Genomic DNA, 14,851 nt, shown 5'->3' with positions numbered 1-14,851 from the left:
CGGGCTACTTCGTCCTCTCGCGGCCGGTGGCCGCGGCGATCTGCCGTGCCGCCGATTCCAGGGAGGCGCGCGGGTCCTTGCCGCGGAGTGTGACCCCGGTGACGGCGGAGACCATGATGTCGACGGCCTTGGCGTCGTCCTTGGTGTACTCGACCGGCGGGATGTTGCGGGCGAGCCGGGCGAACACGTCGAGCACCGGCTGTCCGCCGAAGTACTCCTGTCCGGCGCTCAGGTACGGGTCCTCGAGCGCGGGCAGGTAGGCGGGGAAGAGGCCCTCGCGCTTGAGCATGGAGACCTGGTTGGCCCGGTCGGTGAGCACGAACTCGATGAAGGCCCAGGCGAGTTCGGGGTTCTTGCTCTGGGCGGGGACGCAGAGGGTGGAGTCGCCCTCGTTCGAGGTGCGGGGGCCGTCGGGGGTGAAGCCGGGCAGGGGCACCACACCGAACCTGCCCTTCAGTTCCGGCATCTCCCCGGTGAGGGTGCCGGTCCACCAGGCGGCGGTGGGGGTGGTGGCGGCCTTGCCCTCCTTGGTGCCGGTGACCAGTCCGCTCCAGCCCTTCTCGTAGTCGATCAGGCCCCGGTCGTGCAGGGTCTTCATCAGGGTGAGGGCCTTCACGGCCTCGGGGCTGTCGACCGCGACCCGGCCGTTCTTGAAGTAGGCCTGGCCCTGCTGCTGGAGGAGTGTGGACAGGATTCCGGTGTCGGTGGTGTCCATGATGAGCAGCTTGTGACCGGTGGCCTTCTTGATGCGGACGCCCGCCTCCACGTAGTCGTCCCAGGTGAGGAGCTTTCGCGGGTCGACCCCGGCGGCGCGGAAGTGGTCCTTGCGGTAGTAGAGCGCGCAGGGGCCGATGTCCCAGGGCAGGGCGAAGACCTCGCGGTCCGGGCCGGTGACGGTGCGCCAGGAGGCGCGGTCGAAGTCGCCCCCGTAGCGGCCGCCGAGGCTGCTCAGGTCGTAGAAGCCCTGGGGGAAGTTGCCGGTGTAGCGGGGCAGTTGGGTGCCCCCGATCGTGAGGACGTCGGCGAGGCCGGAGCCGCCGCGCAGACCCACGGTGATCTTGTCGGCGGCGTTGTCGTAGCCGATGTCGGTGACGTCGACGGTGGCGCCGGGGTGGCGGTCCTCGAAGGCGCGGGCGAGGCGTTTCAGGGCGTTGGCGGCCACGTCCCACGACCAGACGGTGATCTTCCCGCCGACCCTGCCCCTCCCTCCTTCTTCCCGCCGCCGATGTCACGGGCGGCCCCGCCGCCCATGCCCCCCATGGCACATCCGCCGACCAGTGACGATGCCGCGATAGCGAGACCCGTGGCCAGAACAACCCGTCGGGTGGGCCGTGTTGACACTCTTGCCTCCTGGAGCCTGAATGCCTAATTCTGTATTCAGAACACTGAATGGCGGCGCTCCCCGTCAAGAGGTGTACATCCAAAGACTTTCGTTGTTGTGGTTCACGACCGGTCCCGCCGGGCCGGCTCACGCGAAAGGCGCGGCATGACGTCACCCCAGGACTTCGTCCATCCCTACATCCCCAACGCGGTCCCGGCCGTGCGGCAGGCGATGCTCGCGGAGATCGGCGCGGCGAGCGTCGAGGACTTCTACGCCGACATCCCGGACGGCATCCGGCTGCACCGCCCCCTCGACCTCCCGGCCCCGCTGCGTTCGGAAGCCGAACTCACCCGCCACATGGAGGAGTTGCTCGCCCACAACACCTCCACCCGGCAGGTGCTCAGCTTCCTCGGCTCCGGCTGTTACCAGCACCACGTGCCGGCGGTCGTGGACGAGGTGGTCAACCGCAGTGAGTTCCTCACGGCGTACGCGGGCGAGCCCTACGAGGACCACGGCCGCTTCCAGGCGTTGTGGGAGTACCAGTCGATGATGGCCGAGCTGCTCGACGTCGAGGTCGTCAACGTCCCGGTGTACGACGGCTTCCAGGCCGCGGGAACCGCCCTGCGCATGGCCGGCCGGATCACCGGCCGCCGCCGTTTGCTCGTCGCCACCGCGATCGACGCCGACAAGCTCTCCCGGGTGTGCGACTACGTGCGCCCCGACCACGACGTGGTGGTGGTCCCGGTCGATCCGGACACCGGTTGCGCCGATCTCGCCGCGGTGCGCGGGGAGCTGGCCGCCGGTGACACGGCGGCGGTGTACGCGGACATGCCCTCCGCGCTCGGCATCGTCGACGAGGCGCTCCCCCGGCTCGCCGAACTCGCGCACGGGGCAGGGGCGTTGTTCGTCGTGGGCTGCAACCCGATCGCGCTCGGCGCGCTCGCCCCGCCCTCCGCGCACGGCGCCGACATCACCTGCGGCGACATCCAGCCGCTCGGCGTCCACCAGAGCTTCGGCGGCGGCAACGCGGGCTTCATCGCCACCCGGGACGAGGAGCGGCTGGTCGCCGAGTACCCCTCGCGGCTGTTCGGCCTGGTGCCGACCGCCGTCGAGGGCGAGTACGGCTTCGGTGACGTCGCCTACGAACGGACCTCGTTCGCGCTGCGCGAGGAGGGCAAGGAGTGGGTCGGCACGGCCGCCGCGCTGCACGGCATCGGCGCCGGGGTCTACCTCGCGCTGATGGGACCGCAGGGCATGCGGGAGATCGGTGACACGATCCTCGCGCTCACCGCGTACGCCCGCGGCCGTCTCGCCGAGGTGCCCGGCATCGAGGTCCCGTACGGCGACGCCCTGCACTTCGCCGACTTCACCGTCCGCTACACGGGCGGCAGGACCGCCGCCGGGATCCGTGCCGCCCTGAAGGAGCGGGGCATCTTCGGCGGTGTGCCGACCGGCGAGCACGAGGCCGCGTACTGCGTCACCGAAGTCCACACCAAGGCCGACATCGACCGGCTCGCCGCGACCCTGGAGGAGATCGTCAAGTGACCGCCCCGCACACTCCCGCGTCCGTCTCCCCCGATCGGGCACGCATCGCCGGCAAGCCGCGCCTGCGCCGTTTCCGGCAGGCGTCCTGGGACGAGGAGCTGATCTTCGAGCTCGGCTCGCCGGGTGAGCGCGGCGTCCTCGTACCGGCCCCGGACCCGTCCGTCCCGGCGGCCGAGGTGCCCGCGGTCCTGCGCCGGGCCGAACCGCCCGCCCTGCCGGAGATGTCCCAGCAGCAGGTCCTGCGGCACTACCTGCGCCTGTCGCAGGAGAATCTGGGCGCCGACCTCAACATCGACGTCGGCCAGGGCACCTGCACCATGAAGTACAGCCCCAAGGTCAACGACCAGTTCGCCCGCGACCCGCGGATCGCGGCGCTGCACCCGCTCCAGGACGAGGACACGGTCCAGGGCGTCCTCGGGATCATCCACGGCCTGGAACAGCTCCTGAAGGAGATCTCCGGCATGGACCGGGTCTCGCTCCAGCCGGGCGCCGGGTCCGCCGCGATCTACACCAACGTGGCGATGATCCGCGCGTACTTCGCCGCGCGCGGCGAGCTGGAGCAGCGCGACGAGATCATCACGACGATCTTCTCCCACCCGTCGAACGCGGCCTGCGCGAAGACGGCGGGTTTCAAGGTCATCACGCTCCACCCGGACGCGGACGGCTACCCGGACATCGAGGCGCTGCGGGCGGCGGCCGGTCCGCGCACGGCGGCGCTCCTCATCACCAACCCCGAGGACACGGGCATCTACAACCCGCGCATCGAGGAGTTCGTGCGGATCGTGCACGAGGCGGGCGGTCTGTGCTCGTACGACCAGGCCAACGCGAACGGCATCCTCGGCATCACCCGGGCCCGGGACGCGGGTTTCGACCTGTGCCACTTCAATCTGCACAAGACGTTCTCGACGCCGCACGCGTGCGGCGGCCCGGCGGCGGGCGCGTGCGCGGTCACCGAGGAACTCGCCCCGTACCTGCCGCGCCCGACGGTCGAGCCGGACCCGGGGACGGGCAGGTACCGGCTGGACGACGACCGGCCCGAGTCGGTCGGCAAGATGCGGCCGTTCCACGGGGTCGTGCCGAACCTGGTCCGCGCGTACGCCTGGATCATGTCGCTCGGCGCACCGGGCCTGCGGGCCGCCGCGGAGACGGCCGTCCTCAACAACAACTACCTGCTCCACAAGGTGCGGCAGATCCCGGGCGTCTCGGTCCCCTACGCGGCGGGACGCCCGCGCGTCGAACAGGTCCGCTACAGCTGGGAGAAGCTCCACGAGGACACCGGCCTGCACTCCGAGGACCTCGGTCTGCGCGCCGCGGACTTCGGCACGCACTACTGGACCAGCCACCACCCGTACGTCGTTCCGGAGCCCATGACGCTGGAGCCGACCGAGTCCTACACCCGCGCCGACCTCGACGAGTACGCGGCGATCCTCTCGGAGGTCGCCCGGGAGGCGTACGAGGACCCCGAGACCGTCCGTACGGCGCCACACCGCTCGACCATCCACCGGGTCCGCCCGGAGGCCCTGGACGACCCGGCGGTCTGGGCGGTCTCCTGGCGCGCCTACCGCCGCAAGGTGCTCGGCGAAGCCGAGCGGTGAGGAGGGTCGGCCTGGTGGTCAACCCGGTCGCCGGTCTCGGCGGCCGGGTGGGCCTGGGCGGCACCGACGGCCCGGACCGGCTCCGCCTGGCGCGCTCGCTGGGCGCGCTCCCCTCGGCGGGGCTCCGGGCCACCGCCGCCCTGAGTGAACTGGCGGCGCGTTCGGGGTGGTCGGCGGGGAAGGAGTCGGGCGGCGTGGCCTTCGCCCCGGCCGGTCCCGACGGTGCGCGGTCCGGAACGCCGGGTGCCGGGCTCCTCGTCGTCACCGCCGCCGGTCTCCTGGGCGCCGACTCCGTGGCCGCCGCGGGGCTCGCGGGGCGGGTCGTGTACGCCGCCGGGGCCGGGCGGGACACCTCGGCCGCGGACACCGACGCCGCGGTGCGGGCCGTCGTCGCCGAGGGCGTGGACCTCCTGCTCTTCGCGGGCGGCGACGGCACCGCGCGGGACGTGCTCGGCGCCCTCGGCGGGGCCGCCTGCCCGGTCCTCGGCGTGCCGACGGGGGTGAAGATGCACTCGGCGGTCTTCGCCGTCGGCCCGCGCGCCGCCGGTGAGGTCGCGGCGGCGTGGCTCGCCCGCGAAGGCGCCGTCCGGCTGCGGGACGCCGAGGTGATGGACCGGGACGAGGACGCCCTGGGCGAGGGCCGGGTCACCTCACGGCTGTTCGGCTGGCTGCCGGTCCCCGACGTACCGGTCCGGGTGCAGCAGCGCAAGACCGGCAGCACCGTCCCCGGGCCCGAAGCGGTCGGCGGCATCGCGGCCGAGGTCGCCGACCGGGTCGGGGACGGGCTGCTCGTGCTCGGCCCGGGCACCACCACCCGGGCGGTCGCGGCGGCGCTCGGCGCGGATGTCTCCCCGGCCGGGGTCGACGTGCTCCGCCTGCGGCCGGACCGCCCACCGTGCGTCGTGGAGCGCGACGCGGGCGAGGCCGCCCTCCTCTCGGCCGGCCCCGCCTGGATCGCCCTCTCCCCCATCGGCGGCCAGGGTTTCCTCCTCGGCCGCGGCAACCAGCAGATCTCGCCGCGCGTCCTGCGCGCGGCGGGCGGTCGCGAGCGCCTGCTCGTGCTGTGCACGGAACAGAAACTGGCCGCGCTCGGCGGCCGTCCGCTCCTCCTCGACACCGGCGACGACGCGCTCGACGCGGAGTTGTCCGGCCACCTCCCCGTCATCACCGGCAGGCGGCGCACCTCGCTGTACCGCCTGACCGGATGACCCACCCCTCTCCCCTCTTCCAGAAGGAGCCCAGGATGATCTCCCTCGACGGCAAGCGCGCCCTCGTGACCGGTGGCGGAGCCGGGATCGGCCGTGCCACCGCCCAGGTCCTCGCGGAGCTCGGCGCCCGTGTGGTGATCGCCGACATCGACGCGGACGGCGGCGAACGCACCGCGAAGGACACCGGCGGGGTCTTCGTGCGCTGCGACGTGTCACGACGCGAGGACTGCGAGGCCGTGGTGCACACGGCGCAGGAGCGGTTCGGCGGGGTGGACGTCCTCTTCAACAACGCCGGCATCATCCGTCGCTCCACGGTCTGCGAGATCACCGAGGACGACTGGGACCTGGTGATGGCCGTGAACATCCGCTCGGTGATGCTGATGAGCCGTCTCGTGATCCCCGGGATGGTGGCCCGGGGCGGCGGCTCCATCATCAACACCGGTTCCGGGTGGGGCATCCGTGGCGGGGGCCGGGCCGTCTCGTACTGCGCGTCGAAGGGTGCCGTCGTCAACATGACCCGCGCCATGGCCATCGATCACGGCCCCGACAACATCCGCGTCAACTGCGTCTGCCCCGGTGACACGGCGACCGGGATGCTCGCCGAGGAGGCCCGCCAGCTCGGCGAGAGCTCCGACGCGTTCTACGCCGAGGCAGCCGACCGGCCGCTCGGCCGGATCGGGCAGCCCCGCGACATCGCCCGGACCGTGGCGTTCCTCGCCTCCGACGCCTCGGCGTTCCTGAGCGGGGCGATCATCCCGGTCGACGGCGCCGGTACCGCGTGATCCGCCGGGAGCGGATAGCGGATAATCGACCGGACCGAAGGGAGGGCAGCCTCACATGCCAATCGAAAACCGCCCGCTGCGCGAACAGGTCAAGGAGGAACTGATCAAGCGCCTCGGGCGCGGCACGATCGCGACCAACTCACCGATCAACGAGGGGCAGCTCGCCACCGAACTCGGCGTCAGCCGCACACCGCTGCGCGAGGCGCTGATCACGTTGGAGCGCGAGGGCGTCATCACCAGCGAGCGCGGCAAGGGCTTCCGCTTCACGCCGCTCAGCGCACAGGAGTTCCGCGACCTGTCCGCGATCGTCGCGACGCTGGAGGCGCTCGCCCTGGAGTCCAGCGATCCCGGGCACCTGGCGGAGATCGCCCCCCGCCTCCTGGAGGAGGCACGCGCCTTCTCGGCCCCGCAGGCGCCGCACGACGTCATAGAGCGTTATGACGACGCGTGGCACGACCTGCTCCTGTCCGGCTGCACGAACGACCGCCTGATGAAGCTGATCGCCTCCCTGAAGGTGACGATGCACCGCTACGAGCGGGTGGCGCTGGGCGACCAGGACATCCTGGAACGTTCGGCGGTGGAGCACGAGCGGATCGCCGAGTGCCTGCAGCGCGGCGACCTCGACGCGGCCGTCGCGGCGCTCAAGGAGAACTGGAACAGCGGGATGCACCGCATCCTGGAGCATCTGAAGGACTGACCGCGGGCGGCGGGCCCGCCGTCGCAGCATGAACACGGCGACGGCGGGCCGGGAACACCGGAACCCGGCCCGCTGCACCTCACCCGCCGAACCGGCCCCGAGGGGGCCCTCGCCGCCGCAACTCCCTCGCGCCGGCCGGGAGGTGCGGATAGGTTGACGGCCGTGGACACCGAATGGACCTGGGCACACTACAGCGACGACAACCCGTCCTCCGCGCCTCTGAGCACCGGTGAGGACTACCCCACCGAGGCGGCGGCCAGACAGGCGCTCGCCCACCACATCGCCGCGCTCGGCTCGCCGCACACCGAGGAGGCACTTCAACAGCTGCGCTCCGCGCCGACGGGGCAGAATGTCGTCCTCGTCGTCCCGGACGCCGTGTTCACCACCAGGTTCGCCGGAATCCCCCACGAGGACCCCCCGGGGCGGAACCCCGAGGCACGGCCCGCCGGGTCCGCGGGGTCGCCCGGGAAGGGTTCCGGCGGCCGTGACGAGGCCGAAGCGCTCCGGCCGGTCGACTCCGGCAGGGCGCGCATCAGGCCCAGGGACGTGCCCGTACCGATGCGGGTCGAGGGCTACCTGATCGGCCTGTGCGTCGCCGCGGGCTTCCTGATGACCGGGACCGGCATCAGGGCATGGGCCCGGCCGGAGAGCAACGTGGCCAGTCCTGTCCTCCTGCTTCCCGGCCTCGTCCTGTTCTTCGGCGCCTTCTGGTGGACGTCGAACTGGCGCCGCCGCGCCGCCGCCCGTCTCGCCCGGGCGGGCCGCGCCGGGCGACGATGAGCGGCAGCGGGCCGGGCGTCGAGCGGCTCAGTCGTGGAGGGTGACGCCAGGCAGCGGGTGGCCCGCGGCGTCGAACAACGCGGCTCCGCAGTCGCAGTGTTCACCGGCCAGGCTCTGGTCCGCCGGAAGTTCCCAGACCAGCATCTGCGCGCAGTCCGGGCAGTTCAGGCTGATCAGGGTCTGCTCGGGTTCCGAGCCCCAGGCCCGTACCGGGACGCCCTGGTGCGTCAGCCCGGCCGGCTCGTGCCCGTCGGTCAGCGCGACCATCACCTCGTAGGCGTCGGTGCCGCTGTCCAGCACCACGAGCGTGCAGCCGAGATGTGCCAGCACACCGGCCAGATGATCGAGCTGGCGGACCGGGACGTCGCCCCGGCGCAGGGCCGGGTCGGCCTCGGCCGCCCGCTGGACGGCACTCGTTTCCACGTCCGCCGGGTCCGCCCCGAAGGCCCGTACCCGACCGGCCACGAACTCCGCCAGCTGCCCCGGGTGGTCCTCACCGGTCCAGTCCATCACGAACAACACGCTGCCGGCCTGAACCCCCCGGGCCCGCTCGTCGGGGGTCAGGACTATTTCTTCCAGCTCTGTCACGGCGCTCACGCTACCAACCACCGGAAGCCGTCGTGCCGTTGCCACCGCCACTGCCGTGCGGGACGGGCACTCGACGGGGCGGGGCCGGTCCGGGGTCGTGGTCGGGGGCCGGTCCGGGATGGCCCCCGATGCCCGGGCGTCCGCCCGCTGACAACGTGACGGCATGAACACAACGCACATGTCACGAAGGGGTTTTGTGGGCACCGCCCTGGCGGGGGCCGGGGCGGTGGCCGTCACTGCGGCACTCCCCGGGCGCGGCCTCGCCGCCGCGCCCGCGCCGCTTCCGCCGCTGGACCCGGCCGCCCTGCGAGCGGCGACCTGGGACACCCGCCGTCGACCGCGGCCCAGTTACGCGTGGGCGGGACGGCCGGGCGCTGGTACGGCGCCTCGGGCGTGGCCGACATCAGGACAGGGCGACCGGTGGGTACGCGCGACAGGATCCGGATCGGCAGCAGCACCAAGGTTTTCGTCGCCACCGTGGTGCTGCAACTCGTGGCGGAGGGCCGGGTCGCGTTGGACGCGCCGGTACGCGGCGTCCTGCCGGGACTGCTGCCGGCCCGGTTCTCCCCCGTCACCGTGGCACACCTGCTGAACCACACCAGTGGGCTGCCCGACCACGTCGGCGTCCCGGAGCCGAAGACCGTGCAGGAGGTGCTCCGGCACCGCTTCGACCGCTGGACGCCGCGGGAGTGGGTGGCGACCGCGACGCCCGGGCCGCTGAAGTTCGCCCCGGGCACCCGGCAGGAGTACCGCGGCATCAACTACGTGCTCGTCGCGCTGTTCTCCGGCGAACTGCTGCCGCCGGAGCGGCTGGAGCCGATGTTCACCCTGCCGCCCGAGGAGGTGCGCATGCTGGACGGCTCCCCCGCCCGCTACAGCACCGGGCTGCAACGGGCCACCGTCAACGGCGTCGCCCTCTGGGGCAGGACCGGCAAGACGTACGGCTACAAGAACGCCGTGTTCTCCACCCGTGACCAGCGGCGCCGCTTCGTGCTCGCCCACCATCCGACGGCCGTCCGCGGCGACGAGGAGGGCCGGGTGGCCGCCCGGGTCGCCGACCTGCTCACCCGCGAACCGAGCACGGGGAGACGGCCCGTCTGAGGCGCGCGTGCCCCCGTGAAGGGCTCCAGGGGCGGGAGAGGCGTGGAGGAGGGCGTGGATCACCGGGACGGGTCCGGCGGGTGGCGGGAGCCGTCCGACTTGATAGGCAAGTCGATGCTTGCCTATGGTTCGGTCATGGCGGAAGATGTTTTCAAGGCCCTGGCCGACCCCACCCGCCGGCTCATCCTCGACGAGCTGACGGAGCGGAACGGCCAGACCCTGTTCGAGATTTGCTCACGGCTGGTCACCAAGCACGGCCTGGGGCTGTCCCGTCAGGCGATCAGCCAGCACCTGGCCGTACTCGAATCCGCGGGCCTGGTCCTCTCCCGTCGCCAGGGCCGCTACAAGTTCCACGACCTGAACACCGAACCCCTCGAACACATCGTGGCCCGGTGGCTCGGGCCCGACACACCGGAGAGCACCCCGTGAAGATCCACCTTTCCAGCGTCTTCGTCGACGACCAGGACAAGGCCCTGCGCTTCTACACCGACGTGCTGGGCTTCGTGAAGAAGCACGAGGTCCCGCTGGGCGAGGACCGCTGGCTGACCGTGGTCTCGCCGGAGGACCCCGACGGGACCGAACTGCTGCTGGAGCCCGACGGCCACCCCGCCGTGAAGCCGTACAAGACGGCCCTGATGACGGACGGCATCCCGGCCGCCTCCTTCGCCGTGGACGACGTGCGGGCGGAGTTCGACCGGCTGCGCGGGCTCGGGGTGCGCTTCACCCAGGAACCGCTGAAAATGGGACCGGTCACCACTGCGGTCCTGGACGACACCTGCGGCAACCTGATCCAGATCGTGCACAGCGAGTAGGGCTCCTCGTGTGGAGGCGGCGGGGCCCCGTCCACATCCGGCCAGTCTCGCCGCCGGACCACTCCCGAACTGGCGTCGGAAGCAAGCGCGGGAAGCCGGGGCGCGCCGCCTCACGACGGCGCACCCCGGACCCGGATTCGAACAATCGGACCGGCCCGCCCCCGCCGTTCCCGCCCGGCAGGCGGCACGCGGGACAGGACCACTGGCCGAACTTCGTCCCGGCGTTCTCGACAGAGAACCTTCGCATCCTTACAGTCACAAAATGTCACACATCGTGATCATTTGAGTGGGGGAAGGTGCCATGAAAAACCGGATCATGTCCGTCCTGGGTGCCGCTGTACTCGCCGCCGGAGTGCTGGGAGTCGGCGCACCATCGGCCGGCGCCGCGCCCGGAGGCTGCGCCCACACCTCGTCGACCCACCGCCCGACCGTTCAGTACGGCAATACGGGAGTGGCGGTGAAACAGGCCCAGTGCCTGTCGAACATCTGGGGCGGCGTGCCCAAACTGGGCGTCGACGGCGCCTTCGGCAGCAAGACACGCGCCAAGATCAAGTGGATCCAGGGGTGCCACGGCCTGACCAAGGACGGAATCGTCGGCGCCAAGACCTGGAACGTCCTCTACCACCCCGCCCTCGACTGCTACGACCCCTACCCGGGATAGGACTTCGCCGGACGACCGGGGCCCCGCCCGACAGCGGTCCGGGCGGGGCCCCGGCTCCGTCCCGCCTCCCGCACGCGCCAAAGGACCCCAGAGAGGAGTGCGCGCGGAACACCGGGGAAGGCGTGCCCGGAACACCCGTGCCGAACACGGCGACCCGGGCGTCAGGCCCTACCCCCGGGATACGTCCTTGACGAACACGATGCCGTCGCTGTCCGCCAGGTGGGCCGGGTCGAACGGGGCGTAGCCGAACCAGGGGGAAACGCGGGGCGCTGGCGGTGTGCCGTCGAGGGCGGCGGCCAGTCGTGGGGCGTCGACGACACAACGGTCCTCCGGCAGCGCGTACAGGAGCCCTTCGAGGGTGTCCGGCGGCGGTGCGTCCACACCCCGGTGCCGGATCGTGCCGAGGGCCGTGGCCACGAAGGCGTACTCCTCGCCGAGCCGGGCGCCCGCCAGCGCCCCGGCGCTCCACCACTCCACCGGCCCCTGCCACATCCGCATCGAGCTCTTCTCCCGCTGGAGGTGGGAGTTGTGGGCGTGGACGAGCACCGGGCCCCGCTCGGCGAGGGCGAGGAGGTTGTGGGCCATCATCTGGTCCCGAAGGCCCACCAGCCGGGTCATGCGGGCCGGTGAGGGGTCGGCCATCCAGTGGTGGTAGCGCAGCAGGCCGGTCGCGGTGCGCCCGTACAGCCGCAGCCGGTCCCCTTCGTCCTGCGGGACCGTCCCGATCAGGTGCGGTTCCTGTGCGTCGAGCAGTGCCACCAGGTCGTCGGCGATCAGCCGCAGCCGGTCGGCATCGGCCGACCGTCCCACGGACCGCGACGGGTCCGTCATCGCGGCGGGCTCGGTCCACCGGTCGTCGGGGCCGAGCAGACGGTCGAGGGTTTCCGCGGTGCAGGGGAGCAGGTCCGCGTCCAGCCTGGCCGAGAGGTGGTCGTGGAGGGCAGTGAGGGTCCGCCGGGGGCTCTCGGCCGCGGTGATCTCCAGCGGGCCGTCGAAACCGGCGAAGCGGACCTGCTGGGAAGCGGGCCGGCCGTCGTTGTGGGCACGCATCCAGCGCACGAGTTCGCGGTTGCCCGCGTGGGCGCCCCAGCCGTGGCTGAATCCGTGTTCCATGACCTCGTCGAGCGTGCCCGTGCCCGAGGTGACGTAGTCGTCCACGACCAGGCCCCTCACGCAGTCGCTCTCGACCGTGATCGTCCGGTAGCCCTCCTGCTCGACGAGCTGCCGGAAGAGTTCGTTGCGCAGGCCGAGGAGGGTGTCCTCGCCGTGGGTGGGCTCGCCCAGGGCGAGCATCCGGGGCCGGTTCGGGAGCAGCCGCATGACGGCGGCGGCCTCGACGGCATGGACGGTTTCCTTGATGTCGATTGCCATGCCCTGAACGGTATCGTTGAACCTTCGATTGAAACTTTTACGCGATGTGGGCGGTTCGATGGGACGAAAGCTTCAAAGCCGTGAACGCCTTCGGCCGATCGACCTGGCCCGGGGGCACGGTCTGTCCACACAGGCCGTCAGGAACTACGAGGAGGCCGGCATCCTTCCGGCCGCCGACCGCACACCGCACGGTTACCGCACCTACGCCCCGTTGCACGCGCGGGCCCTGCGCACGTTCCTCGCCCTGGTGCCCGGCCACGGCCACCGGACGGCGACGTCGATCATGCGGGCCGTGAACCGGGGCGAGGCCGACGAGGCGTTCCGCCTCATCGACGAGAGCCATGCCCAACTGCTCGACGACCGGCGCACGCTCCGGGCGGTGGAGAACGCCCTGCGCGACCTGGCGTCCACCCCCGCCCCCGGGCCCGGCACGGTGGCGCCCGGGTCCGGCGGCATGTTCGTCGGGGCGCTGGCGGGGCGGCTCGGAATCCAGCCCGCGACGCTGCGCAAGTGGGAGCGCGCCGGGCTGCTGCACCCGCGCCGCGATCCGCTGACCGGGTACCGCGTCTACGACGAGGCCGACGTACGGGATGCCCTGATGGCGCATCAACTCAGGCGGGGCGGCTACCTGTTGGAGCAGATTGCCCCGCTGATCGCCCGGGTGCGGTCGGCGGGCGGACTGGAGCCCCTGGAGGCCACCCTGCGCGACTGGCACGACCGGGTGGCCGCACGCGGGCGGGCGATGCTGGCCGGGGCCGCCGAGCTGGAGGCGTACCTCCACGAGCGCGGCTGAGACCCCGGCCGCCAGCCGGGGGCCGGTGCGCGGGCGGACGTCGTGCCCCGGCCGCCCGTTCACCGGTCGCGCGGGGTCAGTCGGTGGCGGCCACGAGGGACCGGGGGCGCAGGTCGGTCCAGTTGGTCTCGACGAACTCCAGGCACGCCTCCCGGGTGTTCTCCTCGAAGGCGACCGTCCATCCACCGGGGACCTCGGCGAAGGACGGCCAGAGCGAGTGCTGCCCCTCGTCGTTCACCAGGACCAGGAAGCGGCCTTCGGGGTCGTCGAACGGGTTGGTGCTCATGCGGCGGTTCCTCCTCGGGGTGAACACGTCGGCGGCGAACCCCTGGTGACCGCCCATCAGGTCGGCGTACCGGAGCCCCACGCCGGGAAGAAGGTGCATGAGGTTAGGCTCACCTAATGCATGCCGAGCCTAGTCGCTCCCCCTCCCCCTCACAAGGAGACGTTCATGCACGTGGCGGAGGAAGCCCTCGCCGCATTCGGGCCGTCCGGCGAACCGGGCACCGACGCGTTCTGGGCGGCGGCGCGGACGCCCGTTCCGATGCCCGCCGAGGGCGGTGACTGGCCGACCCTGTTCCTGTGGCGCGGCTCCCCGGCCGTCATCGAGTTCGAGAGCTGGTCACCACCGGTCCCCCTGCGCCGGTGGGGCGCCACGGACTGCTGGTACGCCCTGGTGCGCATGCCGGCGCGCCTGCGGGTGACCTACCGGATCCTCGCGGACGGCGCGGCGCACGCCGACCCGTTCAACCCGGTCGGCGCCGGCGGCGACCGGTCCATCGCCGCGACCCCGGACGCCCCGGCCCAGCCGCACTGGCCCCCGATCGGCGCCGACGACGTCCTGCCCCTCCCCCGCACCCGGATCCGCTGGGCCGGCGGACGGCTCGGCGGGCGGCGCACCGTGCGCGTCCATCCGGTGGGCGGCGGCGGTCCGGTGGTCCTGCTGCTCGACGGGGACGACTGGCTGCACCTGCACCCGGCCATGACCGCCTTCGAGTCGGCTGCCGCCGCCGGTGACATGCCGCCCGTCACCCTGGTCTTCCTCCCGGCCGGGGACCGGCGGGCCGAGTTCGGGTGCCGGCCCGAGCTGTGGGAGGCGGTCCGGGACGAACTGCTGCCGCTGGTCGCGCGGTCCGGGGTGCCGGCCGATCCGGACCGGCTGGTGGTCGCCGGGCAGAGCCTGGGCGGGCTGAGCGCGCTGTACGCGGCGCTGGAGTTCCCGGACCTGGTCTCCCGTATCACCTGCCAGTCGGCCTCCTTCTGGTGGACGCCCGGCGCCATGGACCTGGCGGACCCCCTGGGCGGCCCGGTCGGGGGCACCGTCGCCGCGCGTCTGCGGCGGGGCCCCGATCTGTCCGGGCTGCGGTGCGCGTTCGACGTGGGGGAGCACGAGACGCGGATGCTGCCCCACTGCGAGCTGACCGAGACCCTGGCCGAACGGGCCGGGGCGACCGTACGGGTCTCCCGGTCGGCCTCGGACCACGACCGGGCGGGCTGGCGGCATGCCCTGCTCAGGGATGTCGCCTGGGCGCTGGCCTGAACCGGCCGGGGCGGGGCGGCCGGACGCACCGCCCCGGCCGCCCCGCCGCCCCCCAAC

At 72.5% G+C, this 14,851-nt stretch carries 16 protein-coding genes; 12 read left to right on the top strand and 4 right to left on the bottom strand.

Features of this window, described 5'->3' with window-relative positions; all coding sequences use genetic code 11:
• Nucleotides 1–4: 4 nt before the first annotated feature.
• Nucleotides 5–1,162, bottom strand: a complete 1,158-nt coding sequence (locus OCT49_RS32400; protein ID WP_283855353.1) for an ABC transporter substrate-binding protein — start codon at nucleotides 1,160–1,162, stop codon at nucleotides 5–7.
• Between the two features lie 324 nt (nucleotides 1,163–1,486).
• Between OCT49_RS32400 and gcvPA the strand changes: the two genes are divergently transcribed.
• The 6 genes from gcvPA (at nucleotide 1,487) to OCT49_RS32370 (ending at nucleotide 7,928) form a co-directional block, all read left to right on the top strand.
• Nucleotides 1,487–2,866 (top strand): aminomethyl-transferring glycine dehydrogenase subunit GcvPA, encoded by a 1,380-nt coding sequence (gene gcvPA, locus OCT49_RS32395; protein ID WP_283855352.1) that lies wholly within the window; start codon nucleotides 1,487–1,489, stop codon nucleotides 2,864–2,866.
• Nucleotides 2,863–4,461 (top strand): aminomethyl-transferring glycine dehydrogenase subunit GcvPB, encoded by a 1,599-nt coding sequence (gene gcvPB, locus OCT49_RS32390; protein WP_283855351.1) that lies wholly within the window; start codon nucleotides 2,863–2,865, stop codon nucleotides 4,459–4,461. The genes gcvPA and gcvPB overlap by 4 nt, the downstream gene beginning before the upstream one ends.
• Nucleotides 4,458–5,669: an ATP-NAD kinase family protein gene (locus OCT49_RS32385; protein WP_283855350.1), complete on the top strand. Its 1,212-nt coding sequence runs from the start codon at nucleotides 4,458–4,460 to the stop codon at nucleotides 5,667–5,669. The genes gcvPB and OCT49_RS32385 overlap by 4 nt, the downstream gene beginning before the upstream one ends.
• 35 nt (nucleotides 5,670–5,704) lie before the next feature.
• Entirely contained in the window at nucleotides 5,705–6,451 is a 747-nt protein-coding gene (locus OCT49_RS32380; protein ID WP_283855349.1) for an SDR family NAD(P)-dependent oxidoreductase, read from the top strand.
• A gap of 55 nt (nucleotides 6,452–6,506) precedes the next feature.
• Complete coding sequence (locus OCT49_RS32375) at nucleotides 6,507–7,148, top strand: GntR family transcriptional regulator (RefSeq protein WP_283855348.1); 642 nt, start codon at nucleotides 6,507–6,509, stop codon at nucleotides 7,146–7,148.
• Between the two features lie 162 nt (nucleotides 7,149–7,310).
• Entirely contained in the window at nucleotides 7,311–7,928 is a 618-nt protein-coding gene (locus tag OCT49_RS32370; protein ID WP_283855347.1) for a hypothetical protein, read from the top strand.
• 27 nt (nucleotides 7,929–7,955) lie between these two features.
• On the opposite strand, the gene OCT49_RS32365 is transcribed toward OCT49_RS32370, so the two are convergent.
• Complete coding sequence (locus OCT49_RS32365; RefSeq protein WP_283855346.1) at nucleotides 7,956–8,516, bottom strand: hypothetical protein; 561 nt, start codon at nucleotides 8,514–8,516, stop codon at nucleotides 7,956–7,958.
• 420 nt (nucleotides 8,517–8,936) lie between these two features.
• Between OCT49_RS32365 and OCT49_RS32360 the strand changes: the two genes are divergently transcribed.
• The 4 genes from OCT49_RS32360 to OCT49_RS32345 all read left to right on the top strand — a co-directional run bounded on the left by OCT49_RS32360 (nucleotide 8,937) and on the right by OCT49_RS32345 (nucleotide 11,090).
• Complete coding sequence (locus tag OCT49_RS32360) at nucleotides 8,937–9,617, top strand: serine hydrolase domain-containing protein (protein WP_502963438.1); 681 nt, start codon at nucleotides 8,937–8,939, stop codon at nucleotides 9,615–9,617.
• A 135-nt stretch (nucleotides 9,618–9,752) separates the two neighbouring features.
• Entirely contained in the window at nucleotides 9,753–10,046 is a 294-nt protein-coding gene (locus OCT49_RS32355; protein WP_283855345.1) for an ArsR/SmtB family transcription factor, read from the top strand.
• Entirely contained in the window at nucleotides 10,043–10,429 is a 387-nt protein-coding gene (locus OCT49_RS32350; RefSeq protein WP_283855344.1) for a VOC family protein, read from the top strand. The genes OCT49_RS32355 and OCT49_RS32350 overlap by 4 nt, the downstream gene beginning before the upstream one ends.
• Nucleotides 10,430–10,730: 301 nt before the next feature.
• Nucleotides 10,731–11,090, top strand: coding sequence for a peptidoglycan-binding domain-containing protein (locus OCT49_RS32345; protein ID WP_283855343.1), 360 nt, complete (start codon nucleotides 10,731–10,733; stop codon nucleotides 11,088–11,090).
• Between the two features lie 168 nt (nucleotides 11,091–11,258).
• Here OCT49_RS32345 and OCT49_RS32340 read toward each other — a convergent pair whose 3' ends face one another.
• Nucleotides 11,259–12,461: an erythromycin esterase family protein gene (locus OCT49_RS32340; protein WP_283855342.1), complete on the bottom strand. Its 1,203-nt coding sequence runs from the start codon at nucleotides 12,459–12,461 to the stop codon at nucleotides 11,259–11,261.
• 58 nt (nucleotides 12,462–12,519) lie between these two features.
• On the opposite strand from OCT49_RS32340, the gene OCT49_RS32335 reads away from it, so the two are divergent.
• Nucleotides 12,520–13,254, top strand: coding sequence for a TioE family transcriptional regulator (locus OCT49_RS32335; RefSeq protein WP_283855341.1), 735 nt, complete (start codon nucleotides 12,520–12,522; stop codon nucleotides 13,252–13,254).
• A 76-nt stretch (nucleotides 13,255–13,330) separates the two neighbouring features.
• On the opposite strand, the gene OCT49_RS32330 is transcribed toward OCT49_RS32335, so the two are convergent.
• Nucleotides 13,331–13,540 (bottom strand): MbtH family protein, encoded by a 210-nt coding sequence (locus OCT49_RS32330; protein WP_283856011.1) that lies wholly within the window; start codon nucleotides 13,538–13,540, stop codon nucleotides 13,331–13,333.
• Nucleotides 13,541–13,705: 165 nt separating this feature from the next.
• On the opposite strand from OCT49_RS32330, the gene OCT49_RS32325 reads away from it, so the two are divergent.
• Nucleotides 13,706–14,794, top strand: coding sequence for an alpha/beta hydrolase-fold protein (locus tag OCT49_RS32325; protein ID WP_283855340.1), 1,089 nt, complete (start codon nucleotides 13,706–13,708; stop codon nucleotides 14,792–14,794).
• The last annotated feature ends 57 nt before the right edge of the window (nucleotides 14,795–14,851 follow it).

Origin of the sequence: Streptomyces sp. ML-6, from assembly GCF_030116705.1 — a bacterium.
Lineage (GTDB): Bacteria > Actinomycetota > Actinomycetes > Streptomycetales > Streptomycetaceae > Streptomyces.
The sequence above is the reverse complement of the archived record's forward strand: the minus strand, read 5'-3'. Positions and strand labels throughout refer to the sequence as shown.